Origin of the sequence: Pseudomonas sp. ES4, assembly GCF_050586665.1 — a bacterium.
In the GTDB taxonomy this organism is placed as follows: domain Bacteria; phylum Pseudomonadota; class Gammaproteobacteria; order Pseudomonadales; family Pseudomonadaceae; genus Aquipseudomonas; species Aquipseudomonas frederiksbergensis.
On record NZ_JBOBDO010000011.1, the window covers coordinates 18571 to 33144 of the forward strand.

A 14574-nucleotide genomic window follows, 5' to 3' on the forward strand; every position below is an offset into this window, starting at 1 on the left:
GTCATGCGCCATACCTTGGTTTTATCCGCATTGCTGGGCACCGGCCTGCTGGCCGTCACTTCCATCAGCCAGGCCGCCAATAACAGCCTGGTGTTCTGCTCCGAAGGCAGCCCCGCTGGCTTCGACACTGCGCAGTACACGACCGCGACCGATAACGACGCCGCCGAACCGTTGTACAACCGACTGGCAGAGTTCGAAAAAGGCGCCACCAACGTCGTACCTGGCCTGGCCACCCGCTGGGATATTTCCGAGGACGGCCTCAAGTACACTTTTCACCTGCGCGAAGGGGTGAAGTTTCATACAACCAAATACTTCACGCCGACCCGTGATTTCAACGCCGACGACGTGCTGTTCACGTTCAATCGCATGCTCGATCCGCAGCAACCTTTCCGTAAGGCTTATCCGACCGAGTTCCCGTATTTCAACGGAATGAGCCTGAACAAGAACATCGCCAAGGTCGAGAAGACCGGGCCGCTGACCGTGGTCATGACGCTCAACAGCGTGGACGCCGCGTTCATCCAGAACATCGCCATGAGCTTCGCCGCCATCCTGTCCGCCGAATACGCCGACAAACTGCTGGCCGACGGCAAGCCGAGCGACATCAACCAGAAGCCGATCGGCACCGGGCCGTTCGTGTTCAAGAGCTACCAGAAAGATTCCAACATCCGTTACACCGGCAACAAGCAGTACTGGGACCCGAGCCGGGTCAAACTCGAAAACCTGATTTTCGCCATCAACACCGACGCCTCGGTGCGGGTGCAGAAGCTCAAGGCCAACGAGTGCCAGATCACCCTGCACCCGCGCCCTGCCGACGTGACTGCGCTGAAGAACGACCCGGCACTCAAGCTCATCGAGAAGCCCGGTTTCAACCTCGGTTACATCGCCTACAACGTGCGCCACAAACCTTTCGACCAGCTCGAAGTGCGCCAGGCGCTGGACATGGCGGTGAACAAGCAAGGGATTCTCAACGCCGTCTATCAAGGTGCCGGTCAACTGGCGGTCAACGCCATGCCACCAACCCAATGGTCCTACGACGAGACCATTAAAGACGCCGCCTACAACCCGGAAAAAGCCAAGGAACTGCTCAAGGCTGCCGGCGTGAAGGAAGGCACGGAAATCACTTTATGGGCGATGCCCGTTCAGCGCCCTTACAACCCGAACGCCAAATTGATGGCCGAAATGCTCCAGGCTGACTGGGCGAAGATCGGACTCAAAGTGAAGATCGTCAGCTACGAATGGGGCGAGTACATCAAGCGCACCAAGAATGGCGAGCACGACGTCAGCCTGATCGGCTGGACCGGTGACAACGGGGACCCGGACAACTGGCTCGGCACGCTTTACAGCTGCGACGCCATTGGCGGCAACAACTACTCCATGTGGTGTGATCCGGCTTACGACAAGCTGATCAAGCAGGCCAAGGTCGTCACCGACCGCGACCAGCGCACCGTGCTCTACAAACAAGCGCAGCAGTACCTCAAGCAGCAGGTGCCGATTACGCCAGTCGCCCACTCGACGGTCAACCAGCCGTTGAGCGCCAAAATCGAAGGATTCAAGGTGAGTCCGTTCGGTCGTAACGTGTTCTCGGGCGTCAGCATAGAAAAGTAACCGATTAGCCAGAAACGCTGGGGGCGGATTCCGCCCTCACGCAAGCGCATTGCCGTAATTCGTCAATTCGGCCTACAGCAAACGTTTGCGATGCCTTGAATGAGTTCCAAACCAAATAGCCGCATCACCAAAAAAAGATCGGCATCAAAAAAAGAAAAGGAGCTTCACCCATGAAACTGAGCAGCACCGCGTTACTGGCCTTGGCCATCAGCAGCGTAACCGCCACGGCGTACGCAGAAACCCAAAGCCAGGCGTTCACCCCGGTTACCGTGAAAGAGAAAAGTGCCCAGAGTGAAGCCACTGGCTTCGTTGAAGGGCAATCGATCACCGGGAGCACGCGTAACTGGTATGCGAACGAGCAACTGAAGCGTGGTAGCAAGTTCAGCTACAACAAAAACGGTGCATTGGTCGACACCGACCGCCGCATCAACTGGGTCCAGGGCACAATCGTCAAGTACAACTCGGGCTTTACACAAGGCACTGTCGGTTTCAACACCGAAGTCGCGGCTTACAATGCCATCGCCCTGGATCGTGATCGCGAAGACTTGGCCTCGCGTTTCGGTGGTGTACCGGGTGACCGTGCAAAGCCTGGCTATAACCGTACTCTGACTAAAGAAGGTGGCGACGCCGTTGGCCAGTGGAGCAAACTGGGCCTGGCCAACGTCAAGGCCCGTTTCTCCAACACCACCCTGACCGCCGGTCGTCAGAACTTCAGCAGCCCGCAAGTGGACGTCATCGGTAACCGTCCACTGCCTTCGAGCTTCCAGGGTGTTTCCCTGCACAGCGAAGAGCTGGAAAACCTGACTTTTGACTTGGCCACCTTCGACCGCAACTCTCCACGAACTGAACAAAGCCAGCGTAAATTTCGCTCCGAATACGCTGACGAAATCATTGAAATCGATCACGTGAACACCGCTGGTATCACTTACCAGCCATTCGCCAGTCTGACCACCAGCCTGTGGGGCACCCAGGCCGAAGACATGTGGAACCAGTACTACTTCGGCGCCAGCCATGTACTGGGCGACAGCTCGGTTCTGAGCCTGACCACTGGCCTGAACTACTACAAGACCGTCGACGAAGGCAAAGCCGTACTGGGCGAGATCGACAACGACACCTACTCCCTGTCGCTCGGCCTGACTCACCAGGCCCACAGCCTGACCTTCTCCTACCAGGAAGTGAACGGTAACGAGTACTTCGACTACCTGCACGAAACCAACGGCATCTACCTGGCCAACTCCCTGCTGTCGGACTTCAACGGCCCGAACGAGAAGTCCTTCCAGATCGCCTACGGCCTGAACATGGCTGAATACGGCGTACCAGGCTTGAAATTCAACATTTACCAGGCTCGCGGCTGGGGCATCGACGGCACTCACAACAAAGGCGGCGCTTACGCCAGCGTGCAGACGATGGATGGCGAACACCATTACGAGTACGGCATCGGTAGTTCGTACGCCATTCAAAGCGGCCCACTCAAGGCCACTACTGTGCGCGCGACCTACACCGCTCACCGCGCCAGCGAAAACCAGTCTGATGGCAGCATCAACGAGTTCCGTCTCGTGACCACCATCCCGTTCAACATTCTGTAAATGCACCTGCCAAACGGCTGATTCAGTGACGAATCGGCCGTTTGGCTTTGTCCTTTTAACCGATTGCAGAGGGTTCTTTGATGAAAATGCTTCCCCTACGTGCGGCCATTGCAGCCGCGTTGCTGAGTGTCGCCGTCGGCGTCTCGGCCAAACCCCTGGTGGTCTGCACCGAAGCCAGCCCGGAAGGCTTCGACATGGTCCAGTACACGACTGCAGTCACCGCCGATGCGGTGGCCGAAACCATCTTCAATCGTCTGGCGGACTTCAAGCCCGGCACCACAGAAGTGATTCCAGCACTGGCCGATTCCTGGGACATCAGTGAAGACGGTCTGACCTACACGTTTCACCTGCGCAAAGGCGTCAAGTTCCACACCACCGACTACTTCAAGCCGACCCGCGACATGAACGCCGACGACGTGGTCTGGAGCTTCCAGCGTCAGCTGGACCCGAATCACCCGTGGCACAAACTGTCGAGCGTGGGCTTCCCGTACTTTGAAAGCATGGGCTTCAAGGAACTGCTCAAAAGTGTCGAGAAGATCGACGACAACACGGTCACCTTCACCCTGACCCGCCGCGAAGCGCCGTTCCTGGCCGACATCGCCATGGCCTTCTCCTCGATCTACTCCGCCGAATACGCCGACCAGTTGCTCAAGGCCAACAAGACCGGCGACCTGAACAACAAGCCTGTCGGCACCGGCCCGTTCGTTTTCCAGCGTTACGCCAAGGACGCTCAAGTCCGCTTCAAGGCCAACGCGGACTACTTCCGTGGCAAGCCACCGGCTGATTCGCTGATCCTGGCCATCGCCACCGACAACAACGTGCGCCTGCAAAAACTGAAAGCCAACGAATGCCAGATTGCGCTGTACCCCAAGCCAGATGACATTCCGAGCATCAAGAAAGACGCCAAACTGAGTGTCGATGAACTGAACGCGATGACCGTCTCGTACATCGCCATGAACACCTCGCACAAATACATGAGCGATGTGCGCGTACGCAAAGCTATCGACATCGCCTTCGACAAGGCCGCCTACGTCAACGCGCTGTTCGGCAAAGGCAATGCGACCGTGGCGGTCAATCCGTACCCGGACACCCTGCTGGGCTACAACCACGACCTGAAGAACCCACCGCGTGATCTGGACAAGGCCCGCGCCTTGCTCAAGGAAGCCGGCGTGCCGGATGGCACTACGTTTACCCTGTTCACCCGTAACGGCGGCGGTCCAACCAACCCGAACCCGATGCTCGGCGCGCAGATGATGCAGGCCGACCTGGCCAAGGTCGGGATCAAGATTGATATTCGCGTCATGGAGTGGGGCGAAATGCTCAAGCGCGCCAAAAATGGCGAACATGACATGGTGTCTGCCGGATGGGCGGGTGATAACGGCGACCCGGATAACTTCCTGACGCCTATGCTCAGTTGCGAGGCCGCCAAAAACGGCGAAAACTACGCACGCTGGTGTAACGAGAAGTTCCAGGCGCTGATCGATGAAGCCAGGGCTAAAGTAAACCCGGCCGAACGCGCAGCGCTCTATGAGCAAGCCCAGGTGATTTTCAATCAGGACCAGCCATGGATCAGCATGGCGCACACCCGTATGTTCACCGCAATGCGTAACAACGTAGAGGGCTATCACATTAGCCCGCTCACCACTAATAACTTCGCCACCACCCAGGTGAAGTAGATAAGAAAACTCCCGGCGCCCCTGATCCCAGGGGCGCCAGGCACGCCTAACCGGCTGATGAGGTACACCACACGATGTTTAGTTTTATTGCCCGCCGACTGGGGTTATTGATCCCCACGTTCTTCGGCATCACCTTGCTGACTTTCGCGTTGATTCGCATGATTCCAGGCGACCCCGTAGAAGTGATGATGGGCGAACGTCGGGTCGACCCCGAAATGCATGCCCAGGCAATGGAACGCCTTGGTCTGAACAAACCGCTGTATGCCCAATACCTGGACTACATCGGCAAGTTGGCCCACGGCGACCTTGGCGAATCCCTGCGTACTCGCGAAAGCGTCTGGACCGAGTTCAGCTCTCTATTCCCCGCGACCCTGGAACTGTCCATGGCCGCGCTGTTGTTCGCCGGCATCCTGGGCCTTCTGGCCGGGGTGATTGCGGCACTCAAGCGAGGATCCCTGTTCGACCATGGGGTGATGGGCATCTCCCTGGCGGGATACTCGATGCCGATCTTCTGGTGGGGCCTGATCCTGATCATGTTCTTCTCGGTGTCCCTGGGCTGGACCCCGGTTTCCGGGCGGATCGACCTGCTCTACGACATCGAGCCGCGCACCGGTTTCATGCTGATCGATACGCTGCTGGCCGATGACGTCGGGGCGTTCTTCGATGCCCTGCATCACCTGATCCTCCCGGCCATCGTGCTCGGCACCATCCCGCTGGCAGTGATCGCGCGGATGACCCGTTCTTCGATGCTCGAAGTGCTGCGTGAAGACTACATCCGTACCGCCCGCGCCAAAGGCCTGTCGCCATCGCGCGTGGTATTCGTTCACGGTTTGCGTAACGCGCTGATTCCGGTGCTGACCGTGGTCGGCCTGCAAGTCGGCACATTGCTGGCCGGTGCGGTCCTGACCGAAACCATTTTCTCCTGGCCCGGCATCGGCAAATGGCTGATCGAAGCCATTGGCGCACGGGACTATCCCGTGGTGCAGAACGGCATCCTGTTAATCGCCTGCCTGGTGATTCTGGTCAACTTCGTGGTGGACATCCTCTACGGCTTTGCCAACCCACGCATCCGTCATCAGCGCTGAGATCAAGACCATGACCACTCTCACTACACCGGTAGCAGTCGATCAAAGCCTGCTGTATCCGTCGCCCTACAAAGAATTCTGGCACGCGTTCTCCAGGAACAAAGGCGCCGTCGCCGGCCTGATGTTCATGCTGCTGGTGATCTTCTGCGCGATCTTCGCGCCGTGGGTTGCACCGCATGACCCGAGCGAGCAATACCGCGACTTCCTGCTGACCCCGCCGTCCTGGCTGGAAGGCGGGCAAATCCAGTTCCTGCTCGGCACCGACGAACTGGGTCGCGACCTGCTGTCGCGGCTGATCAACGGTTCGCGCCTGTCCCTGCTGATCGGCTTGTCGTCGGTGGTGATGTCGCTGATTCCGGGCATCCTCTTGGGTCTGTTCGCCGGGTTCTTCCCGCGCTTGCTCGGCCCGACCATCATGCGTCTGATGGACATCATGCTGGCCCTGCCGTCCCTGCTGCTGGCCGTGGCGATTGTCGCCATCCTCGGCCCTGGCCTGATCAACACCATTATTGCCATCGCCGTGGTTTCGTTGCCGTCCTATGTTCGCTTGACCCGCGCCGCGGTGATGGGCGAATTGAACCGCGACTACGTAACCGCCGCGCGCCTGGCCGGTGCCGGTCTGCCACGCCTGATGTTCGTCACCGTGCTGCCCAACTGCATGGCGCCGCTGATCGTTCAGGCTACCTTGAGTTTTTCTTCGGCAATTCTCGATGCCGCGGCACTGGGCTTCCTCGGCCTTGGCGTACAACCGCCAACCCCTGAGTGGGGCACCATGCTGGCTTCGGCTCGCGACTACATTGAACGCGCCTGGTGGGTCGTCAGTCTGCCTGGTTTGACCATTTTGCTCAGCGTGCTGGCAATCAACTTGATGGGCGACGGCCTGCGCGATGCGCTGGACCCGAAACTCAAGAACGCCGCCTGAGGAGATTCAAATGTCACTGTTAGAAATCAAGAATCTCAACGTTCGCTTCGGCGACGCCAACGCCGTTCCGGTGGTCGACGGCCTCGACATCACCGTGGACAAGGGCGAAGTGCTGGCCATCGTTGGCGAATCGGGTTCCGGCAAGTCCGTGACCATGATGGCGCTGATGGGCCTGATCGAACATCCGGGGATCGTCACCGCCGACGCCCTGAATTTCGACGGCAAGAACATGCTTAAGCTGAGCAACCGTCAGCGTCGGCAAATCGTCGGCAAAGACCTGGCAATGGTTTTCCAGGACCCGATGACCGCGCTGAATCCGAGCTACACCGTCGGTTTCCAGATCGAAGAAGTGCTGCGCCTGCACCTGAAAATGTCCCGCAAGGACGCCCGCAAGCGCGCCATCGAACTGCTGGAAAAAGTGGAGATCCCGGGCGCCGCCAGCCGTATGGACGCCTACCCGCATCAACTGTCCGGTGGTATGAGCCAACGTGTTGCCATCGCCATGGCGATTGCCGGCGAACCGAAACTGCTGATCGCCGACGAACCGACCACCGCGCTGGACGTAACGATTCAGGCGCAGATCATGGACCTGCTGCTGGCGTTGCAGAAAGAACAGAACATGGGCCTGGTGCTGATCACCCACGACCTCGCGGTCGTGGCCGAAACCGCTCAGCGCGTGTGCGTGATGTACGCCGGCCAAGCGGTCGAAGTGGGTCAGGTGCCTGAGCTGTTCGACATTCCGGCGCACCCGTACAGCGAAGCGCTGCTGAAGGCGATTCCGGAACACAGCCTGGGCGCCACCCGCCTGGCAACGTTGCCGGGCATCGTTCCCGGTCGTTACGACCGCCCGCAAGGTTGCCTGCTGTCGCCTCGTTGCCCGTACGTGCAAGACAACTGCCGCCAGCAACGTCCAACCCTTGACCCGAAAAGCAACAGCCTCGCCCGCTGCTTCTACCCGCTGAATCAGGAGGTGGCGTAATGGCCGTCGTACTTACCGCCCGCGACCTGACCCGTCACTACGAAGTGTCCCGCGGCCTGTTCAAAGGCCATGCAACCGTACGCGCCTTGAACGGTGTGTCGTTTGAGCTGGAAGCCGGCAAGACCCTCGCTGTCGTCGGCGAATCGGGCTGTGGCAAATCCACTCTCGCCCGCGCCCTGACGCTGATCGAAGAGCCATCCTCCGGCTCCTTGAAAATCGCCGGGCAGGAAGTCGCCGGCGCTGACAAGGCTCAACGCAAACAACTGCGCAAAGACGTGCAGATGGTGTTCCAGAGCCCGTACGCGTCGCTGAACCCACGGCAAAAGGTCGGTGACCAACTGGCCGAGCCATTGCTTATCAACACCAACCTGAGCGCCGCCGAACGTCGCGAGAAAGTGCAGGCGATGATGAAGCAGGTGGGCTTGCGACCTGAGCACTACCAGCGTTATCCGCACATGTTCTCCGGCGGTCAGCGCCAGCGGATCGCCCTGGCCCGCGCGATGATGCTGCAACCCAAAGTGCTGGTCGCGGATGAACCGACCTCGGCGCTGGACGTGTCCATTCAGGCACAGGTGCTGAACCTGTTCATGGACTTGCAGCAAGAGTTCAACACCGCCTACGTGTTCATCTCCCACAACCTGGCGGTGGTGCAGCACGTCGCCGATGACGTGATGGTGATGTACCTCGGTCGCCCGGTGGAAATGGGCCCGAAAAACGACATCTACGAGCGTCCTCTGCACCCGTACACCCAGGCGCTGCTGTCGGCCACCCCGACCATTCACCCGGACCCGAACAAGCCGAAAATCAAGATCGTCGGCGAGTTGCCTAATCCGTTGAACCCGCCGTCCGGCTGTGCTTTCCACAAGCGCTGCCCGTACGCGACCGAGCGTTGCAGCACTGAAGAGCCGGCCCTGCGCCTGCTCGATGGCCGCCAGGTAGCTTGCCACTACGCCGAGCAGTTCCTCGACGGCGCGGCATAAAAAACTGTACGAGCGAGCCGGCTCCCACCGGGATAGGTGAGCTGTTCACAAACCCCTTCTTCCTCGGCTGCGCGTCAGTCGGGTAGCAGGGGTTTTCTTTTGTCTGTCACTCAAGCCCCTTCAGCCTCATCGCTGTCCGGCTCGTCAGTGGTCGAGTCGTCATCGTCCGCGCTGCCGCCCTGCCCCTGATCCCCCGGCTCGGATTCGGACTTGGCGAGCATCAACTCACCCTGCCCGACCTGCCCACTCGAAGCCTGGGCGTCGTGTTTCTCGCACTCGGCCCAGACCGCCGAACTGCCGAGGGCCAGCATTACCAATACTTTCAACATCAATACAACGCGTAGCAATCTGTTCATAGCCGAATCCATCCATTTACAGGTGAAACCGCGGTGCCTCTCTGGCGCTGAGTCAAATCTAGTTCCGATTGATTCCGTGGACGCTAACTAATGGACGGAATACCCGTTGCCGGGGAGATTGGTTGTGAATAACGCCTATAACCAGATCAGCTAAGTGCAGCAGGCTCGCCGCGTAATGCTGGACGAACCTTTGGCGCCCCTGACAAGCGGGTCGCTTGATAAATCAGCGGTATGGACAGGACCGCCAGAGCCGCACTGGCCAGCCAGACGCTATGCCCACCGAAGTGACCATAGAGCTGCCCTCCAAGCGCAGGCGAAAGCAGTGCACTCGCACTCCAGCACATGAAGAAAAGACCAAAGTAATGCCCGCTTTTCCCTCCTTGCGCATGCTGCATGACCAGCACGTTCAGGGGCGGCATGAAAAGAGCTTCGCCCAGCGTCCAGATCACCGTCGACAGGCAGACATAAAGCACCCCGGAACCCAAGGGCAACATCCCGAGCCCGCAGGCCAATAACAGGCTCCCCGCCACCAGTTGCCGACGTACGCCCCATTGCTCACTCCAATGTGATAACGGTATTTGTAGCAGCACCACCAGCATCGCATTGAGTGCAAATTGCCACCCAATGACCTCGGTGCTCAACCGGTAATACTCGAGTAAATAATTGCCCAACATGCTGTAGACCGGGTCAAAGGCCAGGCCAAGCACGACAGCAGCCGCCAACAACCACAGGAACGGTTTGTTTCGATACGGTACGCATGAACCTGAAGCAATTTCAGGCACCTCATCCGGTATCAAGACCGGTCGATGAAACGTCGTCCGGACAAACCACAAAAACGCCACCAGCGTCAGGGCCGCACTGACAAAAAACACCCAGCGAAAGTCAGTCTGCGCCAGGATCCCACCCACCACTCCGGCGACAGCCATCCCCAGGTTTCTGGCAACGCGACTCAATGACTGCGCACGAACACGCTGCGCAACCTGGCAATACTCCATGATCAACCGCTGATGAAGGGTCCGAATCGCCCCATCGAGTACACCGCTGAACAGCAGCAACCCAGCCAGCAAAGGCACGTCAGTAACCAGCCCCAGCAAGACCAACACCCATGCCGAGACAAAAAACAGCGCCGCAGTGAGGCGCGCCGTGGAGAAATGATCACTCAGTAGTCCGCCGACCATTGACCCAATCAGCAAACCGGCACCGTACCCGGACAACAACCAGCCAACGGTTTCAATCGCGAGCCCCAGTTCCTGGCGCAGGTACAACGCCATGAACAGCTTGACCATGGTGCTCAAGCGATTGATGAACAACAGCGCCGCCAGCACCCAGGCCATTACGCAGAAATAGCCGTCCAGCCGCAGCAGGTGAGTAAGCCGACTGGTCATTCCATTGATCCCTTGTGCTCCTGCTCGTGGAAAGTGCTGCTTGTGAAGTGTGCCCTGTACGTTAGACGTCAGCGATTTGGTTGTCGCGGGTAAAAGTACCGAGAACAGAAAAACAGAGACAAGCTACGAAATCAGGAAAAAAGACCTACAGAAAAACCTTACTCGACAATCTGGCGCTGAATAAAATCCAGTTCCGATTGATTCGGTTCTCCAGATAGGACGCTAACGAAGGGACGGAATGCTCCTTGGTGGGGAGATGGGTTGTGAACAATGCCTATAACCAGATCAGCTAATTGAAGCAGGCTCGCCGCGCGCTGAGGGAAGAACCCTTCGAGGCCCCGATAAAACGAGTCGCCTGATAAATCAGCGGTAAGGCCAGCAACGCCAGAGCCGCGCTAGCGATCCAGACACTATGCCCGCCAAAATAACCATAGAGCTGGCCTCCAAGCGTCGGCGAAAGCAGCACGCTCGTGCTCCAGCACATGGCAAAAAGCCCAAAGTACTGCCCGCTCTTTCCCGCCTGTGCACGCTGCATGACCAGGACATTGAGGGTCGGCATGAAAAGAATTTCACCAAGCGTCCAAATCACCGTCGACAGGCAGACAAACAACACTCCGGTCCCCAGAGGCAGCATTCCAAGTCCGCAAGCCAACAAAAGACTGCCAGCCAGCAGTTGCCGTCGAGCCCCCCATCGCTCCCCCCAGTGAGAAAACGGAATTTGCAGCGTCACAACGAGCATCGCATTGAGTGCGAATTGCCACCCGATGAACTCAGTACCCAACCGATAGTAATCAAGTAGATAGTTACCCAACATGCTGTAGACCGGTTCAAAGGCCAGGCCCAGCAGCACAGAAGCCGCCAACAACCAAAGGAAAGGCTTGTCCCGATACGGTGTGCATAATCCCGAAACTGTATCCGTGCCCTCCTCCATCAAAAAAGCTTCGCGATGAAATGTCGACCGTACAAACCAGACCAAGGCCAGCACCGTCATCGCCGCACTGACAAAAAACACCCAGCGAAAATCAGTCTGCGCCAGGACACCACCCGCCACCCCGGCTACCGCCATCCCCAGGTTGCTCGCGACGCGGCTCAACGACTGCGCGCGAGCGCGTTGCTTAACTTCGCAATGCTCCATAAGCAAACGTTGATGAAGCGTACGAATCGCCCCGTCGAGAGCACCACTGAGTAGCAACAATCCGCCAAGCAAAGTCACATCAGTCACCAGCCCCAACAAGACCAGTATCCATGCAGAAACAAAAAACAACGCGGCCGTGAGCCGCGTCGTGGAGAAATGATCACTGAGCAGTCCGCCGACCATTGACCCTATCAGCAAGCCGGCCCCGTAACCGGATAACAACCAGCCAACCGTCTCAATCGAAAACCCCAGTTCCTGACGCAGGTACAGCGCCATGAACAGTTTGACCATGGCACTCAAGCGATTGATAAAGATCAACGTGGCAAGGACCCAGGCCATTGAACAGAAGTATCCAACCAGCCGAGTCATGTGGGTGAACCGACTAATCATGCCATTGGTCCAGATTAAGACTCACATGGCTGTGAATGCCTTTTGAAACGAAAGAAATGTCCGAGCGAATCTTATGATTTGCATCGTAAAAATACTGCGCTTGGAGCCGACCCTCAGCATCCAGACCAATCAGGGGGTTGTTGATCAGGAATTGTCGGGTTGAAGCACAAAGCGTTGGCGTTCGAATCAATATCCGCCATTGGCCAAACGCGTTATCCGGAACAAAGGCCTGAGCCCCAAAGCGTTTTTTGTACTGGAATGTTCCCTTACTCAAAAATGGCTCACAGCCCTGAAAGTCGACAGAATCAATGAAGGGTTGATTGGATGCCCATTCCAGAATCGCGTGATAAACAAAGTTCTGCGCCCCATTTTCCCGGCAAACCGCGGCACCACCCTTTACCCCGATCAACCGTGCATTCAAGGTACGCACCGATTTATCAATCTGGGAAACACTGCCCGCTACCCAATCATCATTCAAATGAACCCGAAACAATACTCCTCGTTTGAACAAATCCAGATAAGCCGCATCCTCCGGCACACTCCGAGCAAATGAACCGTAGCGAGCACTCATTGTCGGGATATGCATGGAGCGGTAGAAGGCGAAAAAATCTTCATCTTCAAGCGATACGTCGAAATCAAACCCTTGCCTGACAGCCTGAATACGACGTTTGCTTTCTCGATGGGAGATCTGACTCAGAACATGCTCCCAACCAGCAGAAACGTCGACTTTCTGGTGAATCCGGCTTACGCCCACAATATCGCCCTGCTGCTGGCATAGATGAACAACCTCTTCGGGAGCCATCAACACGCACATAGTGGTTCGGTTCCTCTTTATGAATATCTCAAGTTGATTCCACTCCAGAGTCCCTTCCCGCTCTACAGAGGAAGACTCGAAAAAACATTGATCCACGAAAGGAGCGATGTAGAGCAGCCCTTCTGCTACTCCGACATAAACAAGACTTGCAGGTCTTCCAGCTCTGGAATGTCCCCTGTAAACACGGAAGTGGCAGAGCGCTTCGCCAGGCATGGAAGGTCTCGCACTCATGACTTAGAGCACCTGCTGAGGATCTCCATCATCTCTTCAGCGCTGCTGATGAATGACAATCCCTCGGCTGGAATCGCTTCGTAGTCCTCCCGACAGTAGGAGCCCGAAGCATGAATGGTGCAACCGTCCATACCCTCTAGTAACTGTCGATCAATCGCATTCATGCAACCTGTCATCGCCATAACCAATGACCACTCTTTCAGGTCCCGTGGATCGGCTGGCAAACTGACTGGCGTATCGGCGAGCAACTGAACGCATTCGCTGTAACGCTGCATGCACTCATAAAGCGAAACGATTATTCCTGAGCCGCCATTGGCCCTGACGTGCCCAGTCATTTCTTCTGCAGTAGGCGGCAAGTGAGTATAAAAAGTGGGCTCTAGAACCTCATCGGGACTCCAGGTCGCAGCAGGAAAATGCGCAGACACTGTCTGCACCCACAACCCGTTTGGAGCTTGGGTATAGCTGGGTGCAGAAGCACCCTCGAAGTTTCCGTCAAGTAAGTGCAGCACCATATCGCTGGTAGCTAGATGTTGAACCAGTAAAAACGAAGGCATGGAAATTGGGGTCCTTTGACGTTTCAATACCTCCACACCTGAGCAATATCCCAAAAGACCGTATGCGCTAGAGACCGCATGCACATGTACGGTCCTGCGATCGGTGTCCCAGGCGTCGCCATATTCACAGTCAAAAAACGCCCGGACCTGGTCAGAAAACCGGTAATTCTCAAGCCGCAGGGAATGCCACAACTTCGAATCACCTAATGGACGGCGATTGAAAAGAGCCTTGAATTGCTGTCCGACAACCTTCACCGCTTCCGGCGACTCGGTATCAAGCACAAATACAGGGTTGAGTGCACGCAACCGAGGGTCGTCATAAAGTTCGGTTCTACGCAATTTCCCGGTCGTCTGGGCAGGCGTCAGCGTGACAATCCGCAATTGCTCGGGATGTGCCAACTTGGTCTTCAATGCACGCAGAACTGCATCACGCAGTGCAATCGCCTTGTTACCGGAGGATGGCGAAAACAACAGGATGCTTTCACCGGTTTCCTGAATATGCCGGATGGCACGTGCAACGATTAGTGTCGAGGCAAAGGTCTTTGTTGTTTGAGTATTTGCGTTCTGCCTCAGGTCGAGCAGACGCAACGGCACATCCCGGTAGCGGCCCATTTCAAAAAACTGCGCTGTGGCGACCGACAGGAAGGCCTGCATACGAGGATCCAGCTCAGGCAACCTCTATGAGGGTTCGAAAGCATCGTCGCTGCTGCTGACTTCGAAGCCGGGAGCACTGGCGACGATCAGATCGTAGTAGCGCTCGATAACCGGAATGGGCTCCTGAGGTCTCCGGGTTACCAGTGCACCTGTACCGCTTTTCATCACATCCATTTGTCCAGCGCTCCTGTTCGTGGATATTCGCTACTTGCGAATGTCTTT

Annotated in this window: 13 protein-coding genes; 7 read left to right on the top strand and 6 right to left on the bottom strand. The window is 57.2% G+C overall.

What is annotated here, in order from left to right; all coding sequences use genetic code 11:
- Nucleotides 1-3 precede the first annotated feature (3 nt).
- The 7 genes from ACQ4OB_RS14285 (at nt 4) to ACQ4OB_RS14315 (ending at nt 8833) form a co-directional block, all read left to right on the top strand.
- Nucleotides 4-1605, top strand: a complete 1602-nt coding sequence (locus tag ACQ4OB_RS14285) for an ABC transporter substrate-binding protein (RefSeq protein WP_074873745.1) — start codon at nt 4-6, stop codon at nt 1603-1605.
- A gap of 170 nt (nt 1606-1775) precedes the next feature.
- Nucleotides 1776-3191 carry an OprD family porin gene (locus tag ACQ4OB_RS14290; protein ID WP_074873744.1) on the top strand — a complete coding sequence of 472 codons (1416 nt, stop codon included), beginning with the start codon at nt 1776-1778 and terminating at the stop codon, nt 3189-3191.
- 80 nt (nt 3192-3271) lie between these two features.
- On the top strand, nt 3272-4867 hold the full coding sequence (locus ACQ4OB_RS14295) for an ABC transporter substrate-binding protein (protein WP_074873743.1): 1596 nt from the start codon (nt 3272-3274) through the stop codon (nt 4865-4867).
- 74 nt (nt 4868-4941) lie between these two features.
- On the top strand, nt 4942-5952 hold the full coding sequence (locus ACQ4OB_RS14300) for an ABC transporter permease subunit (RefSeq protein WP_007900379.1): 1011 nt from the start codon (nt 4942-4944) through the stop codon (nt 5950-5952).
- Nucleotides 5953-5962: 10 nt separating this feature from the next.
- Nucleotides 5963-6874: an ABC transporter permease subunit gene (locus tag ACQ4OB_RS14305; RefSeq protein ID WP_074873742.1), complete on the top strand. Its 912-nt coding sequence runs from the start codon at nt 5963-5965 to the stop codon at nt 6872-6874.
- A 10-nt stretch (nt 6875-6884) separates the two neighbouring features.
- A complete protein-coding gene (locus ACQ4OB_RS14310; RefSeq protein ID WP_074873741.1) occupies nt 6885-7853 on the top strand; it encodes an ABC transporter ATP-binding protein in 969 nt (322 codons plus the stop codon).
- Nucleotides 7853-8833, top strand: a complete 981-nt coding sequence (locus ACQ4OB_RS14315) for a peptide ABC transporter ATP-binding protein (protein ID WP_074873737.1) — start codon at nt 7853-7855, stop codon at nt 8831-8833. The genes ACQ4OB_RS14310 and ACQ4OB_RS14315 overlap by 1 nt, the downstream gene beginning before the upstream one ends.
- A 110-nt stretch (nt 8834-8943) precedes the next feature.
- Here ACQ4OB_RS14315 and ACQ4OB_RS14320 read toward each other — a convergent pair whose 3' ends face one another.
- The 6 genes from ACQ4OB_RS14320 to ACQ4OB_RS14345 all read right to left on the bottom strand — a co-directional run bounded on the left by ACQ4OB_RS14320 (nt 8944) and on the right by ACQ4OB_RS14345 (nt 14526).
- Nucleotides 8944-9189, bottom strand: coding sequence for a hypothetical protein (locus ACQ4OB_RS14320; RefSeq protein ID WP_074873734.1), 246 nt, complete (start codon nt 9187-9189; stop codon nt 8944-8946).
- 146 nt (nt 9190-9335) lie between these two features.
- Nucleotides 9336-10574, bottom strand: coding sequence for an MFS transporter (locus ACQ4OB_RS14325; protein WP_074873731.1), 1239 nt, complete (start codon nt 10572-10574; stop codon nt 9336-9338).
- Nucleotides 10575-10863: 289 nt separating this feature from the next.
- On the bottom strand, nt 10864-12099 hold the full coding sequence (locus ACQ4OB_RS14330; RefSeq protein ID WP_074873729.1) for an MFS transporter: 1236 nt from the start codon (nt 12097-12099) through the stop codon (nt 10864-10866).
- Entirely contained in the window at nt 12092-13144 is a 1053-nt protein-coding gene (locus tag ACQ4OB_RS14335) for a hypothetical protein (RefSeq protein ID WP_430955906.1), read from the bottom strand. The genes ACQ4OB_RS14330 and ACQ4OB_RS14335 overlap by 8 nt, the downstream gene beginning before the upstream one ends.
- Nucleotides 13141-14373 (bottom strand): DUF6002 family protein, encoded by a 1233-nt coding sequence (locus ACQ4OB_RS14340; RefSeq protein WP_430955907.1) that lies wholly within the window; start codon nt 14371-14373, stop codon nt 13141-13143. Before ACQ4OB_RS14340 ends, ACQ4OB_RS14335 begins: the two co-directional genes overlap by 4 nt.
- A 3-nt stretch (nt 14374-14376) precedes the next feature.
- On the bottom strand, nt 14377-14526 hold the full coding sequence (locus ACQ4OB_RS14345; protein WP_430955908.1) for a hypothetical protein: 150 nt from the start codon (nt 14524-14526) through the stop codon (nt 14377-14379).
- Between the last annotated feature and the right edge of the window lie 48 nt (nt 14527-14574).

Excerpts from the sequence above, each read along its gene's own strand:
- ACQ4OB_RS14330 (WP_074873729.1), bottom strand. The coding sequence starts at position 12,099 with ATGATTAGTCGGTTCACCCACATGACTCGGCTGGTTGGATACTTCTGT.
- ACQ4OB_RS14325 (WP_074873731.1), bottom strand. The coding sequence starts at position 10,574 with ATGACCAGTCGGCTTACTCACCTGCTGCGGCTGGACGGCTATTTCTGC.
- ACQ4OB_RS14345 (WP_430955908.1), bottom strand. The coding sequence starts at position 14,526 with ATGGATGTGATGAAAAGCGGTACAGGTGCACTGGTAACCCGGAGACCT.
- ACQ4OB_RS14300 (WP_007900379.1), top strand. The coding sequence starts at position 4,942 with ATGTTTAGTTTTATTGCCCGCCGACTGGGGTTATTGATCCCCACGTTC.
- ACQ4OB_RS14335 (WP_430955906.1), bottom strand. The coding sequence starts at position 13,144 with ATGAGTGCGAGACCTTCCATGCCTGGCGAAGCGCTCTGCCACTTCCGT.
- ACQ4OB_RS14310 (WP_074873741.1), top strand. The coding sequence starts at position 6,885 with ATGTCACTGTTAGAAATCAAGAATCTCAACGTTCGCTTCGGCGACGCC.
- ACQ4OB_RS14290 (WP_074873744.1), top strand. The coding sequence starts at position 1,776 with ATGAAACTGAGCAGCACCGCGTTACTGGCCTTGGCCATCAGCAGCGTA.
- ACQ4OB_RS14285 (WP_074873745.1), top strand. The coding sequence starts at position 4 with ATGCGCCATACCTTGGTTTTATCCGCATTGCTGGGCACCGGCCTGCTG.
- ACQ4OB_RS14315 (WP_074873737.1), top strand. The coding sequence starts at position 7,853 with ATGGCCGTCGTACTTACCGCCCGCGACCTGACCCGTCACTACGAAGTG.
- ACQ4OB_RS14295 (WP_074873743.1), top strand. The coding sequence starts at position 3,272 with ATGAAAATGCTTCCCCTACGTGCGGCCATTGCAGCCGCGTTGCTGAGT.
- ACQ4OB_RS14305 (WP_074873742.1), top strand. The coding sequence starts at position 5,963 with ATGACCACTCTCACTACACCGGTAGCAGTCGATCAAAGCCTGCTGTAT.
- ACQ4OB_RS14320 (WP_074873734.1), bottom strand. The coding sequence starts at position 9,189 with ATGAACAGATTGCTACGCGTTGTATTGATGTTGAAAGTATTGGTAATG.